Source organism: Marinobacter orientalis (assembly GCF_004792665.1).
Taxonomy (GTDB): Bacteria; Pseudomonadota; Gammaproteobacteria; order Pseudomonadales; family Oleiphilaceae; genus Marinobacter; species Marinobacter orientalis.
Map to the genome: position 1 here is coordinate 1296166 of NZ_SRZX01000001.1, position 14951 is coordinate 1311116.

Annotated in this window: 12 protein-coding genes; 6 read left to right on the top strand and 6 right to left on the bottom strand. The window is 59.1% G+C overall.

The annotated features are described in order from the left end of the window. The first annotated feature begins 50 nt into the window (after nt 1-50). The 3 genes from DIT72_RS06090 to DIT72_RS06100 all read left to right on the top strand — a co-directional run bounded on the left by DIT72_RS06090 (nt 51) and on the right by DIT72_RS06100 (nt 2892). The gene (locus tag DIT72_RS06090) at nt 51-866 is read left to right on the top strand and encodes an SDR family NAD(P)-dependent oxidoreductase (RefSeq protein WP_135954270.1); all 816 of its coding nucleotides are present in this window, start codon (nt 51-53) and stop codon (nt 864-866) included. 128 nt (nt 867-994) lie between these two features. Next, a complete protein-coding gene (locus tag DIT72_RS06095) occupies nt 995-2095 on the top strand; it encodes a GGDEF domain-containing protein (RefSeq protein ID WP_135954271.1) in 1101 nt (366 codons plus the stop codon). A 389-nt stretch (nt 2096-2484) separates the two neighbouring features. Then, nucleotides 2485-2892: an NINE protein gene (locus DIT72_RS06100; RefSeq protein WP_135954272.1), complete on the top strand. Its 408-nt coding sequence runs from the start codon at nt 2485-2487 to the stop codon at nt 2890-2892. Nucleotides 2893-2895: 3 nt separating this feature from the next. Here DIT72_RS06100 and DIT72_RS06105 read toward each other — a convergent pair whose 3' ends face one another. Next, nucleotides 2896-4263: a WS/DGAT/MGAT family O-acyltransferase gene (locus DIT72_RS06105; protein WP_135954273.1), complete on the bottom strand. Its 1368-nt coding sequence runs from the start codon at nt 4261-4263 to the stop codon at nt 2896-2898. Nucleotides 4264-4468: 205 nt separating this feature from the next. Here DIT72_RS06105 and DIT72_RS06110 point away from each other — a divergent pair, with 205 nt between their 5' ends. Both DIT72_RS06110 and DIT72_RS06115 read left to right on the top strand, forming a co-directional pair. Continuing rightward, nucleotides 4469-5551, top strand: a complete 1083-nt coding sequence (locus DIT72_RS06110) for an efflux RND transporter periplasmic adaptor subunit (RefSeq protein WP_228260738.1) — start codon at nt 4469-4471, stop codon at nt 5549-5551. After that, nucleotides 5551-8709, top strand: a complete 3159-nt coding sequence (locus DIT72_RS06115) for an efflux RND transporter permease subunit (RefSeq protein WP_135954274.1) — start codon at nt 5551-5553, stop codon at nt 8707-8709. The genes DIT72_RS06110 and DIT72_RS06115 overlap by 1 nt, the downstream gene beginning before the upstream one ends. Before the next feature lie 519 nt (nt 8710-9228). Here the strand turns inward: DIT72_RS06115 and DIT72_RS06120 are convergent. The 5 genes from DIT72_RS06120 to DIT72_RS06140 form a co-directional block, all read right to left on the bottom strand. Next, complete coding sequence (locus DIT72_RS06120; RefSeq protein WP_228260739.1) at nt 9229-9930, bottom strand: hypothetical protein; 702 nt, start codon at nt 9928-9930, stop codon at nt 9229-9231. A 99-nt stretch (nt 9931-10029) separates the two neighbouring features. Next, nucleotides 10030-10767 (bottom strand): energy transducer TonB, encoded by a 738-nt coding sequence (locus DIT72_RS06125; protein ID WP_135954275.1) that lies wholly within the window; start codon nt 10765-10767, stop codon nt 10030-10032. Next, entirely contained in the window at nt 10767-11177 is a 411-nt protein-coding gene (locus DIT72_RS06130) for an ExbD/TolR family protein (RefSeq protein ID WP_135954276.1), read from the bottom strand. The genes DIT72_RS06125 and DIT72_RS06130 overlap by 1 nt, the downstream gene beginning before the upstream one ends. After that, nucleotides 11174-11575, bottom strand: a complete 402-nt coding sequence (locus tag DIT72_RS06135; protein ID WP_135954277.1) for an ExbD/TolR family protein — start codon at nt 11573-11575, stop codon at nt 11174-11176. The genes DIT72_RS06130 and DIT72_RS06135 overlap by 4 nt, the downstream gene beginning before the upstream one ends. Further along, on the bottom strand, nt 11562-12359 hold the full coding sequence (locus DIT72_RS06140; protein WP_135954278.1) for a MotA/TolQ/ExbB proton channel family protein: 798 nt from the start codon (nt 12357-12359) through the stop codon (nt 11562-11564). The genes DIT72_RS06135 and DIT72_RS06140 overlap by 14 nt, the downstream gene beginning before the upstream one ends. 172 nt (nt 12360-12531) lie before the next feature. On the opposite strand from DIT72_RS06140, the gene DIT72_RS06145 reads away from it, so the two are divergent. Further along, the gene (locus DIT72_RS06145) at nt 12532-14931 is read left to right on the top strand and encodes a sensor domain-containing diguanylate cyclase (RefSeq protein WP_228260740.1); all 2400 of its coding nucleotides are present in this window, start codon (nt 12532-12534) and stop codon (nt 14929-14931) included. The last annotated feature ends 20 nt before the right edge of the window (nt 14932-14951 follow it).

The window sequence follows — 14951 nt, forward strand, 5'->3', positions numbered from 1 at the left end:
TGTACCCTGTTAGAGTTAGCAACACATCGCATAACAGAAGGTCATCAACGATGAAGGATCTGAACAACAGGGTAGCCGTGGTCACCGGAGCGGGTTCCGGTATTGGCCGGGCACTGGCAGTCGCTCTGGCGGCAAAGGGGTGTCGTCTGGCGCTGTCGGACATTAATGACGGAGGCCTTGCTGAAACTGCGGCGCAATGCAGCGTCACCGAGGTCAGAACCTATCATCTGGACGTCTCGGACCGGGATGCCATCTATGCCCATGCGGACAAGGTTGTGGGTGATTTCGGGCAGGTCAGTCTGGTGGTCAATAATGCCGGCGTCGCCCTGTCGTCCAGTGTCCGCGAAATGACCGACGAAGATTTCCGGTGGATCATGGACATCGACTTCTGGGGAGTGGTCCACGGCACCCGCGCGTTCCTGCCGCACCTGATTGCCTCCGGAGCCGGCCATGTGGTCAACGTTTCCAGTGTGTTCGGATTGATTGGCGTACCCAAACAAAGTGCCTACAACGCCGCGAAGTTCGCGGTTCGGGGCTTTACCGAGTCCCTGCGCCAGGAAATGAAACTGGAAAAGCAGCCGGTAGCCGTGAGTTGTGTGCATCCCGGGGGTATCCGCACCAACATCGCCAATTCGGCCCGTATGGGCAAATCCGAAAATGCCGATGCCCAGCGCAAGGGCTTCGACAAGATCGCCATGACCACACCGGAAAAAGCAGCCGACACCATTGTGAAGGGTATCCTCAAGGATGAGTCCCGCATTCTGGTGGGACCGGATGCCTGGGGCATTGACGTCCTGAACCGGGTTCTGGGGTCTGCCTATCAACCTCTGGTTGAGCGGTTTTCCCGCAAGAACCTGTACCTCTGATTCGCAGCCCGGTCGCTGGAGTGATTGAAGCCCGATAACGGGCGCTGTATATTTTGCGTTCAGGGCTGGTGTGCCGGGCAGGCGGGACGCCAGCACCATGTTCGCTGTATTTCAGGGAAAGAGGCAGCATGAAAGCACCACAGCACCCGGACCTTGGTGCGTCGCTTGAACAGAGCCGCTCAGGTCTCCGGGATACCCATCGCCGCTCACTGACGCGGATGCTGTTTCTGGTTACCGGTTCCGCGCTGGTGGTTTTTGCCTGCCTGCAGGTTCTTAATGGTTATCTCTGGCTGGCTGCCGGGGAGTTTGTTGCCGGCGCAATGCTGTTTCTTGGTGTCACCAGAATCAACCGCACGCCTCACCTGCAGGGCTGGATATACAGTTACCTGATCAGCGGATTTTCCTTTTTTCTGCTCATAATGCTGGTGCCCGAGGCTTCCGTTACCGCGTTCGTGTGGGTGCTGATGATGCCGGTGCTGGCCTATCTGCTGCTGGGCAAGAAGGAAGGCTTTCTTCTCAGTGCGCCGTTCATGCTGGCCGGCTGTGTGGCCTATTACTTCCATCTGGAATTCATTGTCGAAGCGGGGAGCATGATCGATCTGCTGAACATGGTGCTTTGCGCCGTGCTGATGCTGGTCTTTATCCACCTCTATGAAACCCGGCGCGAAGAAGCCGAGCAGAAGCTGTTCACCCTGGCGCAGACTGACGCACTTACCGGTCTGTCCAACCGCGCCAGCTTCCAGAGCGCCCTGAGCCGCACTCTCGCGGAGTGCGATCGCAGTGGCTCGGGTTTTGCCCTGGTGATCATGGATATCGACCACTTCAAGGTGGTGAACGACACCATGGGTCACGATGCCGGAGACCACGTGCTGCAGAGTATCGGCCACCGGTTGACTGAGCGCTTGCGCACCACCGATTCTGTTGGCAGGCTTGGAGGAGAGGAATTCGGGCTGATTCTGCGGGACGTGAAACCCGAGGACTCTTTTGAACTGATGGATGAACTGCGCCAGCGTATTGCAGACAGCGAACTGCGGTACGGCGAAGCCGTTATCCACGTGACTGCGTCGTTTGGCATTGCCCACTATCCCGACCATGGCAGGGAAGTGGAAACACTTTTCCGGACCGCTGACCGCTGCCTGTTCAACGGCAAACGCGCCGGCCGCAACACCGTCGCCAGGGCGGGGGTATCACCGGTCAGGGGTCAGCGCCTTGCCGGCAGACCTGGTTAGCTTGCCCCCGCATTACCGGCCCACATGGCTGGTGCATGTCTTCGGGTTGGGAGCATGCTTATCCTTCGGGCCTCAGGATTGAGAGCGTGGTTGCGGGGTGGGGGTATTTATTTTTTTCGAAAAATGAACTCGCTTCGCTCAGACACCATTTTTTGCGAAAAAAATAAATACCCCCACCCCACACCCAGTGACCATGGGGTAGGCCGTCTGTCGTTTTATTCACTTTTTTCAGTTTATATTTTACAACTATGCCCTAATAGTCTGACGGACGGGGGGAGGGATTCTTTTTCCCAAGGAAAAAGAATCCCTCCCCCCGGCCAGGCACCACAACTAACAGGCCGGCGCCAAAGAATCAGGCAACCACCAAAGTCAGAAGGAAACCCAACTGAATGCCAATCAACCAGGATACACACAGCAAACTCATCGGATACCTGCTCTGGATCTTCGGATTCCTCGGGGCACACCGGTTCTATTACGGCAAGCCGATTACCGGCACCATCTGGTTCTTTACGCTGGGGCTGCTGTTTATTGGCTGGTTTATTGACCTGTTCCTGATTCCCGCCATGGACCGGGAAGCCGACATTCGGTACGAGGCCGGTGAAGTGAGTTACAACATCAGCTGGATTCTGCTGACGTTCCTCGGGGTATTTGGTCTTCACCGGATGTATATGGGCAAGTGGGTCACCGGGATCATTTACCTGCTGACCGGTGGTCTGTTCCTGATAGGTGTGCTCTATGACTTCTGGACGCTGAATGATCAGATTTCGCAGCGCAATCGTGAAGCCAGGTTCGGTTAAACCTCAAATCCCGGCCGCGTTTTCCAGCTCTGCCAGGCCGTCCTCCAGGTAATCCAGCATCCGCTGCAGGCTGGGCAGGGTGCGGCGGCAGCCGATCAGCCCGAATTCTATCTGATCGCAGTAGCTGGTCAGGGTCATGTTCAGGGCAATCCGGTCCATGGCGATGGACACCGGGTACATCCCTTCAAGCCTGGCGCCATTCCAGTAACTGGGTTCTTTCGGTCCGGGCACGTTGGAAATCACCACATTGAAGGTCTGCCACTTCGGAGCCAGGCCCGTGAGCAGGTTGAAGCCTGCCGGCGCCAGCAGCAGGGCAGTGTAATTCAGGATTCCCTCCGGTGACATGTTGGCATAGCGCTCCTTGGAGGCTTTCACGTCCTCATGGATATAGCGCAGCCGTTCGGCAGCGTCATTCAGGTGGGTGCCCAGCGAGGCCAGGATGATACCCACCTGGTTGCCGCCAGAGCTGTCGTCCTTGCGCAGGGAAACGGGCACCATCGCCACCAGGGGCTTCTCTGGCAGTGCGTCCCGGTTCATCAGGTAGGTTCGGAGTGCCGTGGCGCACATGGCCATAACCACGTCGTTAACCGTTGTATCGTAAGCCCTGCACACGGCCTTGATGCGCTTCAGGCAATAGGACTGGGCCGCGAAGCGGCGGGAGCCTGTGATCTTGCCGTTGAGGACGCATTGGGGGGCGTGGAAGATGGAGTCGTAGGCCGGGTCTTTTCGCGCCCGGTTGACGGTGCCCAGCAATGCCCTGGTTACTGCTGGCACCGTGCCCAGCTGTTTTCCGGATTCCCCCAGCAGATGGGCGATGTTACGCCACATGGAGGGGCCGTTGTCATCGGTGTTATTGCGACTGCGCAGTGGCAGGGACCAGATCGGGGGCATGTTTCGTTCGTCCGGGTCCGCGGACAGCATACGCTGGAACAACCGCATCGCTGACACGCCATCCACCAGGGAGTGGTGTATCTTGATGTAGACGGCGAACTGCCGGTCTTTCAGGCCCTCGATCAGGTGAAACTCCCACATGGGGCGTTCCCGGTCCATCAGGTGGCTGTGTTCCGCAGAAACGAACGCCAGCAATTCACGAATCCGGCCCGGCGTTGGCAGGGCCTCGAAGCGGAAATGATGCTCCAGATCCAGGTGCTCGTCATTCACCCAGAACGGCTGACCGAACCGGTTGGTCAGGCGCTGGTCGAACGGCGCTGTGACAATGCCCTGCTTTCGTAACTGGTCCGCCAGCTGTGCCACATAGTCATCCGCTGCGTCCTCGGGGAAGGAAAACAGTTGCAGGCCGCCAACGTGCATGGGTTGCTGGCGCTTTTCCAGCCACAGAAATACCTGATCTAACGGGCTCAGTGGTTTCACTGTACAAATCTCGCATTGTTTCTGGTTGTTGTCTGATTACCAGTGTTGCAGCATTTCAGGTTCGGTGGAAGTGTCGCCTGCTGGCCTGACGGGTCCGAAACACCGGTTTCGACAGGTCTGTCCGGGGATTCCGGGCGTAGGTTAAAGTTGACTTCAGGAGACAGAATTCAACGCGATAGCCGCACAGGAATAAAGGGGTAACGCAGTGAAACCAATCGTCCGGCAACTGGTCGCCCTGGCTGGTTTGTGGTGTTTTGCGCTTCCACAGGTCCAGGCGCAGGACCGACCGGGGGTTGAACTGGCACCGGTTGAAACATCCGATATCATCAGTGAAGTCAGTCTCAATGGCACCGTCAATGCGCTGCGTACCTCCGAGCTGTCTACCGCAGTGGCCGGGCTTGTGGAGGATGTGCGGGTCGAAACCGGTGACAGGGTTGCCCGCGGCGATCTGCTGGTCGGACTTGATGACGAACAGGCGGAATTTGAGCTGGCAAGCGCCCGCGCCGAAGCCTCCGAAGCCCTGGCCCGGCTTGAAGAGGCGCAGCGGAGGCTGGCGGAAGCCCGCTCGGTGGGTGCGGGGCGCAATATTGCCGCCACTGAAGTCAGCGCCCGCGAGAGCGAAGTCGCTGCCACGGAAGCCGCACTCGCCCGCCTGCGTGCCGAGGAGAAACGCAGACAGGTTGTACTTGACCGGCATCGCATCGAAGCGCCATTCGACGGCGTCGTCAGTGACCGGATCAGTGACCTGGGAGAATGGGTCACCCCCGGCGACCAACTGCTGACCCTGGTAGACACCACCAACCTGCGCCTGGACTTCCGGGTACCCCAGGATTATTACCAGCGCATAACCGACGACTCCAGGCTGTTGGTGCAGGCCAGGGGCGCTGACCAGAAACCGGTGCCGGTCACCATTGAGTCCCTGGTGCCGGTCAGTGATCCCCAGGCCAGAACCTTCCTGATTCGGGCTACAGCGCCCGAAGATCTGAATGTGCTGCCCGGTATGGCGGTGCAGGCCACGCTGAGGGTTTCCACGGGTGAACGGGGGCTGACGGTCTCCCGCGATGCCATCAACCGCTACCCGGACGGCCGCATCACGGTGTGGATTGCCGAGGCGGTGGATGAAGACCTCTATGAAGTCCGGGAAAAGCGGGTGGAGGTAGGCTCCGGCTTTGATAATCGGATGGAAATCCTCAGCGGTCTGGAGGGCGATGAAGAAGTGGTGATCCGTGGCAATGAATCCCTGGAAGAGGGTGCCAGGGTAAGGCTGGCAGAGCGGGGATCGCGCTGATGTTTGCCGGCGTCATTCGCCACGGCACCCTGGTGACCGTGGTTACGCTGATTATCGCTATTATTGGTGCCGCGGCGGCCTTCCGGATCCCAGTGCAGATGATTCCCGACCTGGAAGTCCGCACCATTACCGTGGAAACCCGGTGGCCGGGGGCGACGCCACAGGATATCGAGAAGGAAATCCTGATCGAGCAGGAGCGTTATCTCCGCAATGTGCCCAACCTGAGTGAGATGGCCGCCACCGCCTCCAGCGGTTCTGCTGAAATCGAGCTGGAGTTTCCTTTCGGCGTTGATATCACCGAAACCCTGATTCAGGTAAACAACGCACTGAGCCAGGTTTCCGACTATCCCACCAACGTGGACGAGCCGCGTATTGTCGCGGCCTCTTTCTCCTCCAATGCATTCATGTATTTCCGGGTTTCCACGCTGCCCGACAATCCTCGGGAGCTGGATATCGATCTGATGCGGGATTTCGTGGAAGACCGGGTTCGCCCCCGCATGGAAAGCGTGGCCGGGGTTTCGGAAGTGACAGTCGGCGGCGGTGCCGATCGCCAGATGCAGATCACTGTGGATGAGGCAAAACTGGCGCAGCGCGGCCTTAGCCTGCTGGACCTACGGGATGCCATCACCAGCCGCAACCAGGATGTTTCCGGCGGCGAAGTGGACGCAGGCAAGCGCCGTTACCTGCTGCGCACCGTGGGGCGATTCCGTGACCTTGACGAACTGCGCAACCTGGTTGTCTCCCGCACCGGCGACAGTGTGGTCCGGCTCTATGATGTGGCCACTGTGCGCCAGGACCATTCCCGTATCCGCCAACTGTCCTTTATCAATGGCCAGCGGGTTCTGGGCCTGCAGGTGCGCCGGGAAAGCGGCTCCAACGTCATCGATATCAAACAGGCGATGCTGGAGGAAGTTGATGCCATCAACCGCGAGGTGCTGGAGCCGGAGGGCATGGAGCTGGCCCTGACCGCAGACGACGCCCGCTATGTGGAGGCTTCGGTTGCCAATGTCTGGACCAATCTGGGTATCGGCGCCGTGTTTGCCACTCTGGTGATGTTCCTGTTCCTGCGGTCGTCCCGGGCCACCTTCGTGGGCGTAGTGGGTATTCCCCTGTGCGCTATCGCCGCCTTCCTGGGACTGATGATCACCGGCCGCACCATCAACGTGATCTCCCTGGCCGGCGTCGCCTTTGCCATCGGCATGACGGTGGACAACAGCATCGTGGTGCTGGAGAACATTGAACGCCACCGCCGCCTGGGCCTGGACCGCTTCGAGTCGGCGCTCAAAGGTGTGCAGGAAGTCTGGCCCGCGGTACTGGCCTCCACGATGACCACCATCCTCGTGTTTTTGCCGATCCTGTTTATCGAGGAAGAAGCCGGGCAGTTGTATTCCGATGTGGCCATTGCCATTTCGGCGGCCATTTTTGCATCAATGCTGGTGGCGGTCACGGTGATTCCCACCCTCAGTGCGCGGCTGGATTTCGGCAAGCGCAAAGGCGACATAGACCAGTATGGCAACACCGTGACACCGGGCTGGGGCACCAGAGTGGTTGCCGCCGTACGCTGGATGGTCAGTGGCACGGTCAGGCGGCTTGTGGTGATTATCGGAACAATTATGCTGAGTTTCTGGATCATTATTTTCCTGACGCCGCCGGCGGAATACCTGCCCGAGGGTGAGGAGCCCAAGACCTTCGCCTCCATGAGCGCCCCGCCAGGGTACAACCTGACCGAGATGGAAAGTATCGCCAAACAGGTGGAAGATCGCTTCCTGCCCCACGTCCGGGCGAACCGGGAAGCCTATGAGAGCGGCGAAACTCCGATTCCGCCGCTGGCCTACCTGAACATGCAGGTAAGCCCCACCAATGTGCGTATCATCGCAGAGACAATCAACGCCCGTGATATTGAAGTGTTGATGGACCAAATCACCGGTTTCTATGAGCAGTTCCCGGGCATGCGGGCGTTTGCTGCCAAGGGCTCCATCATCTCCAGCAACGACGGTGGTACCCGCAGTATCAGCCTGGATATCTCCGGGCCGGACCTGGCCTCTATCTATGAAGTCGCCAACACAGCCTATGGCCGCGCCCAGACGATTTTCGACAACCCCCGCATCCAGACCCGGCCCGCCACACTCTCCCTGGCCCAGCCACTGATCCAGGTGCGGCCGGACTGGGACCGGGCCGCGGAACTGGGCCTTGATACCGAGGCAATCGGTTTCACCGTGGCCTCGCTGACCGAAGGCTCCTATGTGGACGACTTCTTTCTGGACGACGACAAGATCGACATTTATATCTACGGCAGCGCAGGACGGAATCCGGGCCTGGACGAGTTGCCCGATGTGATGATTTACACCCCCCAGGGCGCGACGCTACCGCTGTCTAGCCTGGCCTCCATCGAGGAAACCGTGGATACCAGTACCGTACGACGGCTGGACGGTCGACGCACCGTAACCCTCAACGTAATCCCGCCAGACGATGTGCCGCTGGAGGCCGGTGTTGAACGGGTGCGCACAGAACTGCTGGGCGCCATGCGCGACAGCGGCGAATTACCCACGGGGGTATCCATCAACATCTCCGGCGCCAGCGACCAGCTCAATGCCACCCGCGATGCCCTGAGTGGTAATTTCATCATTGCGGTGGTGATCGTGTACCTGTTGCTGGTGGCGATCTTCGCCCACTGGGGCTTCCCGCTGCTGATTCTGACAGCGATTCCCCTGGGCATCGCCGGCGGCATCGTCGGTCTGGCACTGATGAATCTGGTAGGCGGCCTGCTGCCAAAAATTGGCCTGCTGCCCCTGAACCAGCCCTTCGACATGATCACCATGCTGGGCTTCCTGATTCTGATGGGTACGGTGGTCAACAACCCGATCCTGGTGGTGGAGCAGGCAAGGCAGAATCTGCGGCACCGGGACGTGTCGGTGGTGGATGCGGTCATCGGCGCCGTGGAAACCCGCCTGCGGCCCATTGCCATGACCACCCTGACCACCATCTGTGGCCTGTCACCACTGGTCTTCCTGCCGGGCGAAGGCACCGAGCTCTACCGCGGTGTTGGCGCCATCGTTCTCTTCGGCCTGGCCGGAGCGGCGACGGTGACCGTTACCTTCTTGCCGGCGCTTACGGTGTTTGTGCTTGGGTGGCGTCGTCGGCGGACTTCGGAGGTTTAGTCTTGGTCGTCTGAGGCTTGGGGGGAGTCGCCGCTTCGGGGGTAGGTTATTTTTCTTTGGGAAAAGAACTCGCTGCGCTCAGACACCTTTTCCTGGCAGAAAAATAACCCTACCCCCACGCTCCACCCGCCAGCAAGCAGTCTACAGTTTAAAGAGGACCCTTCAACAACGACCATAAAACATCACCACCCGGTCACAGGCCATCAGCTTCCGCCTCCATAACAAAAAAAGCCGGAGCATCTATTCCCGGGGGAGGGAGTTCGATGATCCGGCGTCAATGCCAACAACAATGATCTGATGGTCCGGCCGGTCCCTGGCCGGGAGGTTCTTCCCTGCCAAATACCAAGCGAACACTGTGCCAGAATTGGCGGTCTTTTATTTACAAAGAGTTATCGTTGTTCTGGTGGGAAAGATCAGCCGTGGGATGCGCCCGCACAGTGCGATGCGCACCGGACCGGTGCTTACCGGTCAATTCGGCCGCCTGACAGAGGGTCGCGTGGCTGGATCTGGATTCAGACCTCAGTCAGTGAGCACGCGTAACAGGACCACTGGCACCCGATATCTCAAGCCACTGCATGGCCCCGTGCCCTCTACGGTGCAGGTTTTCCGGTTTGTCCGGATAATCCTGCCTTGCAGTTGTCGTTTGCCGGCACCAAATGCAACAGCGTCCCCCACTGACCATTTCGCCATCAGCTGGCGTGTATCCGGTGGCTGGATAGGCTCATCGGGCACGGGCATATCGGCACTTTCTGCCTGCTCCGCCAGATGGCGCCTGGCGGCATCGGCACCACCGCTGCCGTGAAGTTCATCCAGTATCCGGTAGAAATACCTGTTATGTACCGATCCGCGATAACGCTGGCCGGAGACATGCTGGAGCAGGTGGGCAAATTCGTGGCAGCAGGTGTGGGCCAGAAGATTCAGTGTGGTGACCTCGCCGTCGAAGTACCCGCGCTGGCGTATCTCCCGCCCGGAAAGCCAGCCAGCGACCGCATCAGGCTGGTGCTTGGCCATGATCATGCGTCTGCCGTAGGTAATCTGGTGCTGTTTCAGACGCGGGTCGAAACGATGGTAGGTCGCCTGACCAGAACCGACCCGGCACAGCAGGGTTGTGGCTGGTATCTGTTTGCGGACCCACTGTTGTGCAGGCGACCAGAGAATTGCGTTGGTGGTGTCGCACATGATCTGGCCCAAACGGTGGGCAATCGGTAATTCAATAGTCATGGGTCAGACGCACGCATAAGGAAGGGGATCAGGTGGGTATTGATAATACCGCGTGCAGGCCGTTCCGTAAAAGTCACAACGGGCCAGGTTATATTTGGCTCAGCGCAGGCGGAATCTCACCGGGAGGGCGTAAGTAAAGGTTCTGCCTTTCATGGCGTCCGGCACTTGCGGCAATGGCTCGGCATCCTTGAGCATGTTGAGGGCGGCATCATCCAGCAGTGAATGATCCGAGGAGTCACGCAGGGACTGTCGCACCAGGGTGCCGTCACGGCTGAACTCGAATACCACCACCGGTGCTCCCTCCTGCCCGAGGCGGCGGGCACGGCGCGGATATTCGTAGAACCGGCTCAGGTGCCGGCTGAGTTCCGTGAGGTAGCGGTCCACATCGGAGGAGTCGCCGGCGGTGAGTTCCACCTGTTGATTGGGGTTCTCTTCTTCGGTGATGTTCTCCGTGGTCTCTTCTGAACCGGTCTCGCTTTCGGTTGCCGTGGCCTCGGTAACCTGCTCGACTACTTCAGGCTCAGGCTCAGGCTCAGGCTCAGGCTCAGGCTCAGGCTCAGGCTCAGGCTCAGGCTTTGGTTCTGGTTCTGGTTCCGGCTCTGGTTCCGGCTCTGGCTCCGCTGGTTGCTGCTGAACCTCGGGTTCGGGAGTGTCGGGCTCCTTCGGCTTGCGGGTGCCGGCCAGGGATATCCGGACTGCCGGGGCGGAATTGACGGCCGAGTCCCCCAGTGGTTTCAGTTCGGGCACGCGTTCAGGCGCAGCGATCACCAGGGTTACGGCGGTAATGGCCATGGCAGCGATCAGCAGCAGGCCGCGTACGGTTTTACTGACACCCATCAGCTGGCTGGCTCCGTCAGCAGGATGATCTCCTCGTAGCCACTGTCCTCAAGTACCCGCAGAAGTGCTTCCAGGTTAGCCATGGCAATGTCCTGTTCGGCCGCTATTTTCAGGGGGGATTCCTTAGCGGGAGCCGGTAGCACATTGGCAAGGCCTCCAGAGCCTACGGTCTGTCCGCCCACCTGCCAGTCGCCGGCTGCAGTAACCACCAGGTCTGCATGGGGCTGCTCATTGCCCGCCCCGCTTCCGGTACCAGGCAGGTCCGGCAGCGGCGTATCTGACAACTGGCCTGCCACAATAAAAAACATCAGTAACAGGAACACCAGGTTGATGAGCGGCAGCAGCGCATCTTCCAGGCGCTCCATGAGGCGCTTTCCGGATCTGGCCGGAGGTGGTACCAGATCACTCATGGTTGCTCCGCGGGCTGCCGTGAGCGTTTCCAGTGGGTGGTGATGCCGCTGTCCGAAAAACGGCCGTAGGCTGTGGTGAAATCCGTCAGGCGCGTGGCGGAGGTGGTTGCCAGGTTGATTTCGTCGATGCCAGTGGCCTTCAGTTCGTTCACAAGGACCTCAATATCGTAGATTTCACCTTTCCAGTTGGCCGCACCATCCCGTTGTACTGTTACCTCCGGCACGGGTTCCCCGGTGACCGGGCTGGTATCACCGGTGCTGTTGCTCAACTCCATGAAACTCACTGGCAGCAAGCGGCTGGTGAGCATGAAGAACACCAGCAGGATAAAAACCACATCGATCAGAGGCGTGATGCGGATGGGGATCGGCCGCGCCGGCCTTGGCTCAACCAGTTGCATTGGCCAGGCGGCCCTGCTGTCCGGCTGCGGAATAGTCTGAAAAGCGATGGTGTGCAGCGGCAGTATCCGCTGCCGTCCCCGGACTTTCCGGGGCTGCGTGGCTTTCAGATGTTGTCAGTGGCACCGACATCACACTCACCAGGGCGCTGTTAATGGTTTTCTGGATCCGGCGAAGGCGGAATTCGATCCAGGCGGCCAGAGCGGCAAACGGAATGGCAATCACCAGACCTGCGGCGGTGGTGGTGAGGGCTTCGTATATGCCCCCGCTCAACTGGGAAGCGTTAGCCCGGCCCTCGGTTGCAGCCATGGCACTGAAGGCTTCCATCATGCCCATAACCGTGCCCAGAAGGCCCAGCAGTGGCGCCAGCGCAGCAATAACTTCAATAATTTTCAGCGGCGCCTCGAAAGGTTCCAGGGCGTCATGGGCATCGCTGGCAACGGATTCCCGTATCTGTTGAGGGTCCGCAGCCTTCAGGCGGGCGTTCATGGTGTTGACCACCAGGTGATGCAGGGGATTCAGTCGGCTGTAACGACCGGCATTTTGCTCCAGCCGGCCAGGCACCTCGCTGCAGGGCTTCTGTTGCCAAAGATTAATGGCATTTTTAAGTCTGGCAGTGAATCTGGGGGCAAAAAAAGCCCCGAACAGCATGAGGTAAACGAAGGTGACGATGCCCGCCACCGCAATTGCCAGCAGCACCATCATGACAGGGCCACCCATTTCCAGCAGCTGGCTGAGCGGGCCGGTGCTCATTCCGGTGGCGTCAGTGAGCAGTGAATCTGACATATGGGGCCTCAATCGGTAAAATAGATCTAAATAGTAACGATTATCATTGAATTTGCAAGCCCCGTAACGTCACAAGCAGGTGCTGTCTGTTAGACTGCAATTGTCGGTCAATTACAACATCGGTGTTTTACCCTGTGAGTCAGGCCCCCAGCAGTTCCTGTGAAAAACCAATATGCCTGACCAATCGTTTCTCATTGTCCGGGGCTTCGTTCCTGTGTTGATGAAGCGTTGGTTTGCCAGTCTTGTCAATCGGGCCGTCGCCTTCGTTATTCTGGTTATTGTGCTCTCCGCGTTGGCAGTGGCACTGATCAGTTCCGTGGTCAGCCGCTCCGAGCTTGAGGCCCAGGCCAGGGTGCAGGTGGCAACCATTGCCGACCTGGTTGCCAGTGATCTGGACACTCGCCTTGCACAACGCAGAGATACACTCTCCCATGTGGCCGAAGGACTTGCGATGGAGGAGCGTGTGCTGACCTCCCGCGCCCGCTTGCTTATCAGGCGCGAGATAGCGCTTCAGCATCTGTTTGATGCAATCTACCTTTTCGACGCCGATGGCAATGTCATTGCCGAACATCCGGAGCGATACCAGCAGGCCGGGCTGAACATCAGTGAGCGCGAGTACTTCCGGCAAACCTCCAGCCAGCTGGCCCCGGTGATCAGTGCCCCCTACGTCTCCAATTATCAGGACCGGCCGGCCATCATGGTGACCGCGCCCATTTTCGACCATCGTCAGCGGTTTATCGGGGTTATCGGCGGCGCATTAATGCTGGCCGGGGACAATTTCATGGAAGAAGTAAGCACGGTGCGCATCGGCAAGACGGGCTATATCGGTATCGCCACACGCAGTGGTGTCACCCTTGCCCACGGCCGCACCGGTGAAACCATGACGCCCCTGAGGCTGGAAAATCCGGTATTGCGTGACGCCATGGGCGGCTTTGAAGGCACCCTGAGAACCAGCAATCAGGAAGGTACCGAGACCATCATGTCGGTACGGCAGATGTCCCAGGTGCCCTGGTTCGTGGCGGCGGTATGGCCAGCGCAGGAGGCTTATGCTCCGGTCAGCCGGCTGACAGACAGTTTTGTACAGGTGTTACTGATTGTCATTCTGGTGGTGGCGCCACTGGCGCTGATCGTGTTCCGGCGTCTGATGGCCCCGTTGCGCAATCTCGGTTTCCAGATCAGTGAGCGTCATCTGGCTATCCGCACCGAGCCGGTGGAAGTGGCTGGTGGTTCGGAAATCCGTCAGGTGGCAGAAACCTTCAATACCGTAATGGAAGAACGGGATGAGGTGCTGGCGTCACTGGCCGAGCGCGAGGCATTCTTCCGTTCTCTCACTCAAAGCGCCCCGATTGGCATCATCCAGACCGATGTGCTGGGCCGGATTGAATTTGTTAACCCGGCTTTCGAGCAGATTGTGGGCATTGACTCCAACGATCTTCTGCACAGCCGGCTGATTGACGGGGTCTATGAAGACGATCTTCCCGGTGCCGTAGACAAGTGGCGGGCAGCGCTGAGAAACAATGCCGTTTTCCGCGGCCGTTTCCGCCTGAAAACCCCTGAGGACCGGCCCCTGGTGTGGGCAGATGTAATGACGGCTGTCATCGGTACCGAAGAGCGAACGCTGGGGACGATTACAGTAATCCGGGATATAACCCACGAACTGGAAATCGAAGCGGAACTGGCTGAAGAGCAGGAGCGGGCCGACAGCATACTTGGCGTTCTTCAGGAAGGCGTGCTGATGCTGGATGTCGACGGGTTTATCCGCTATGCCAATGACGCCGCCTGTGGCTTTCTGGGGCTGCCGGAAGGTTGTGAACAGGCCAATTTCTTTGAGCGCGCCGCGATAGAGAGCGATAACCAGCGTTGGCAGCCGGATGATTTTCTCCGCAGCGCGGATGTGGACAGCCTTTATGCGACGATGAGAGACAATCAAGGGCGGGTCTTTGATGTGGACCTGGCCATGCTGCACCTGCACAGGGGCAGTGACCATCATCAGCTGATACTGGTGATCCGGGATGATAGCGAGCGCCGTCGTGAGGAAGAACGGCTGTCCTGGGAGGCAACCCATGACAGTCTCACCGGGCTACTCAATCGACGTGCATTCAACTCGTCCCTGGTGAAATGCCTGGGCGACGCCAGTACAAAGGCTGTTGCCAGTGTGTTGATGCTGATTGACCTGGATTATTTCAAACCGGTCAATGACGAAGGTGGGCACCTGATGGGGGACGATCTGCTCAGGCGTCTTTCCGATCTGCTGCGGATATCGGTGCGGCAATCCGATACGGTAGCACGCCTTGGTGGCGACGAATTCGGCATCATTCTGCCTGCCTGTGGTCTGGAGCGTGCCGCAGAACTGGCGGAAACCATTCGTCGGGGGGTTGAGTCCATTCGTATCGAGCAGGACGGTAAATCTTTCGGTGTCACCGCCAGTATCGGTCTGACGGAGATGTCCGAAGCCGATTCCGGTCCACGTGAGGTCATGGCCAGGGCAGATGAAGGCAGCTATGCCGCCAAGGCCCGTGGTCGCAACCGGGTGGTCACCGTTTCTCCGCCGCCCCGGCATTGGCCTGACTGACCAGGCGTCCCGGGAAGACA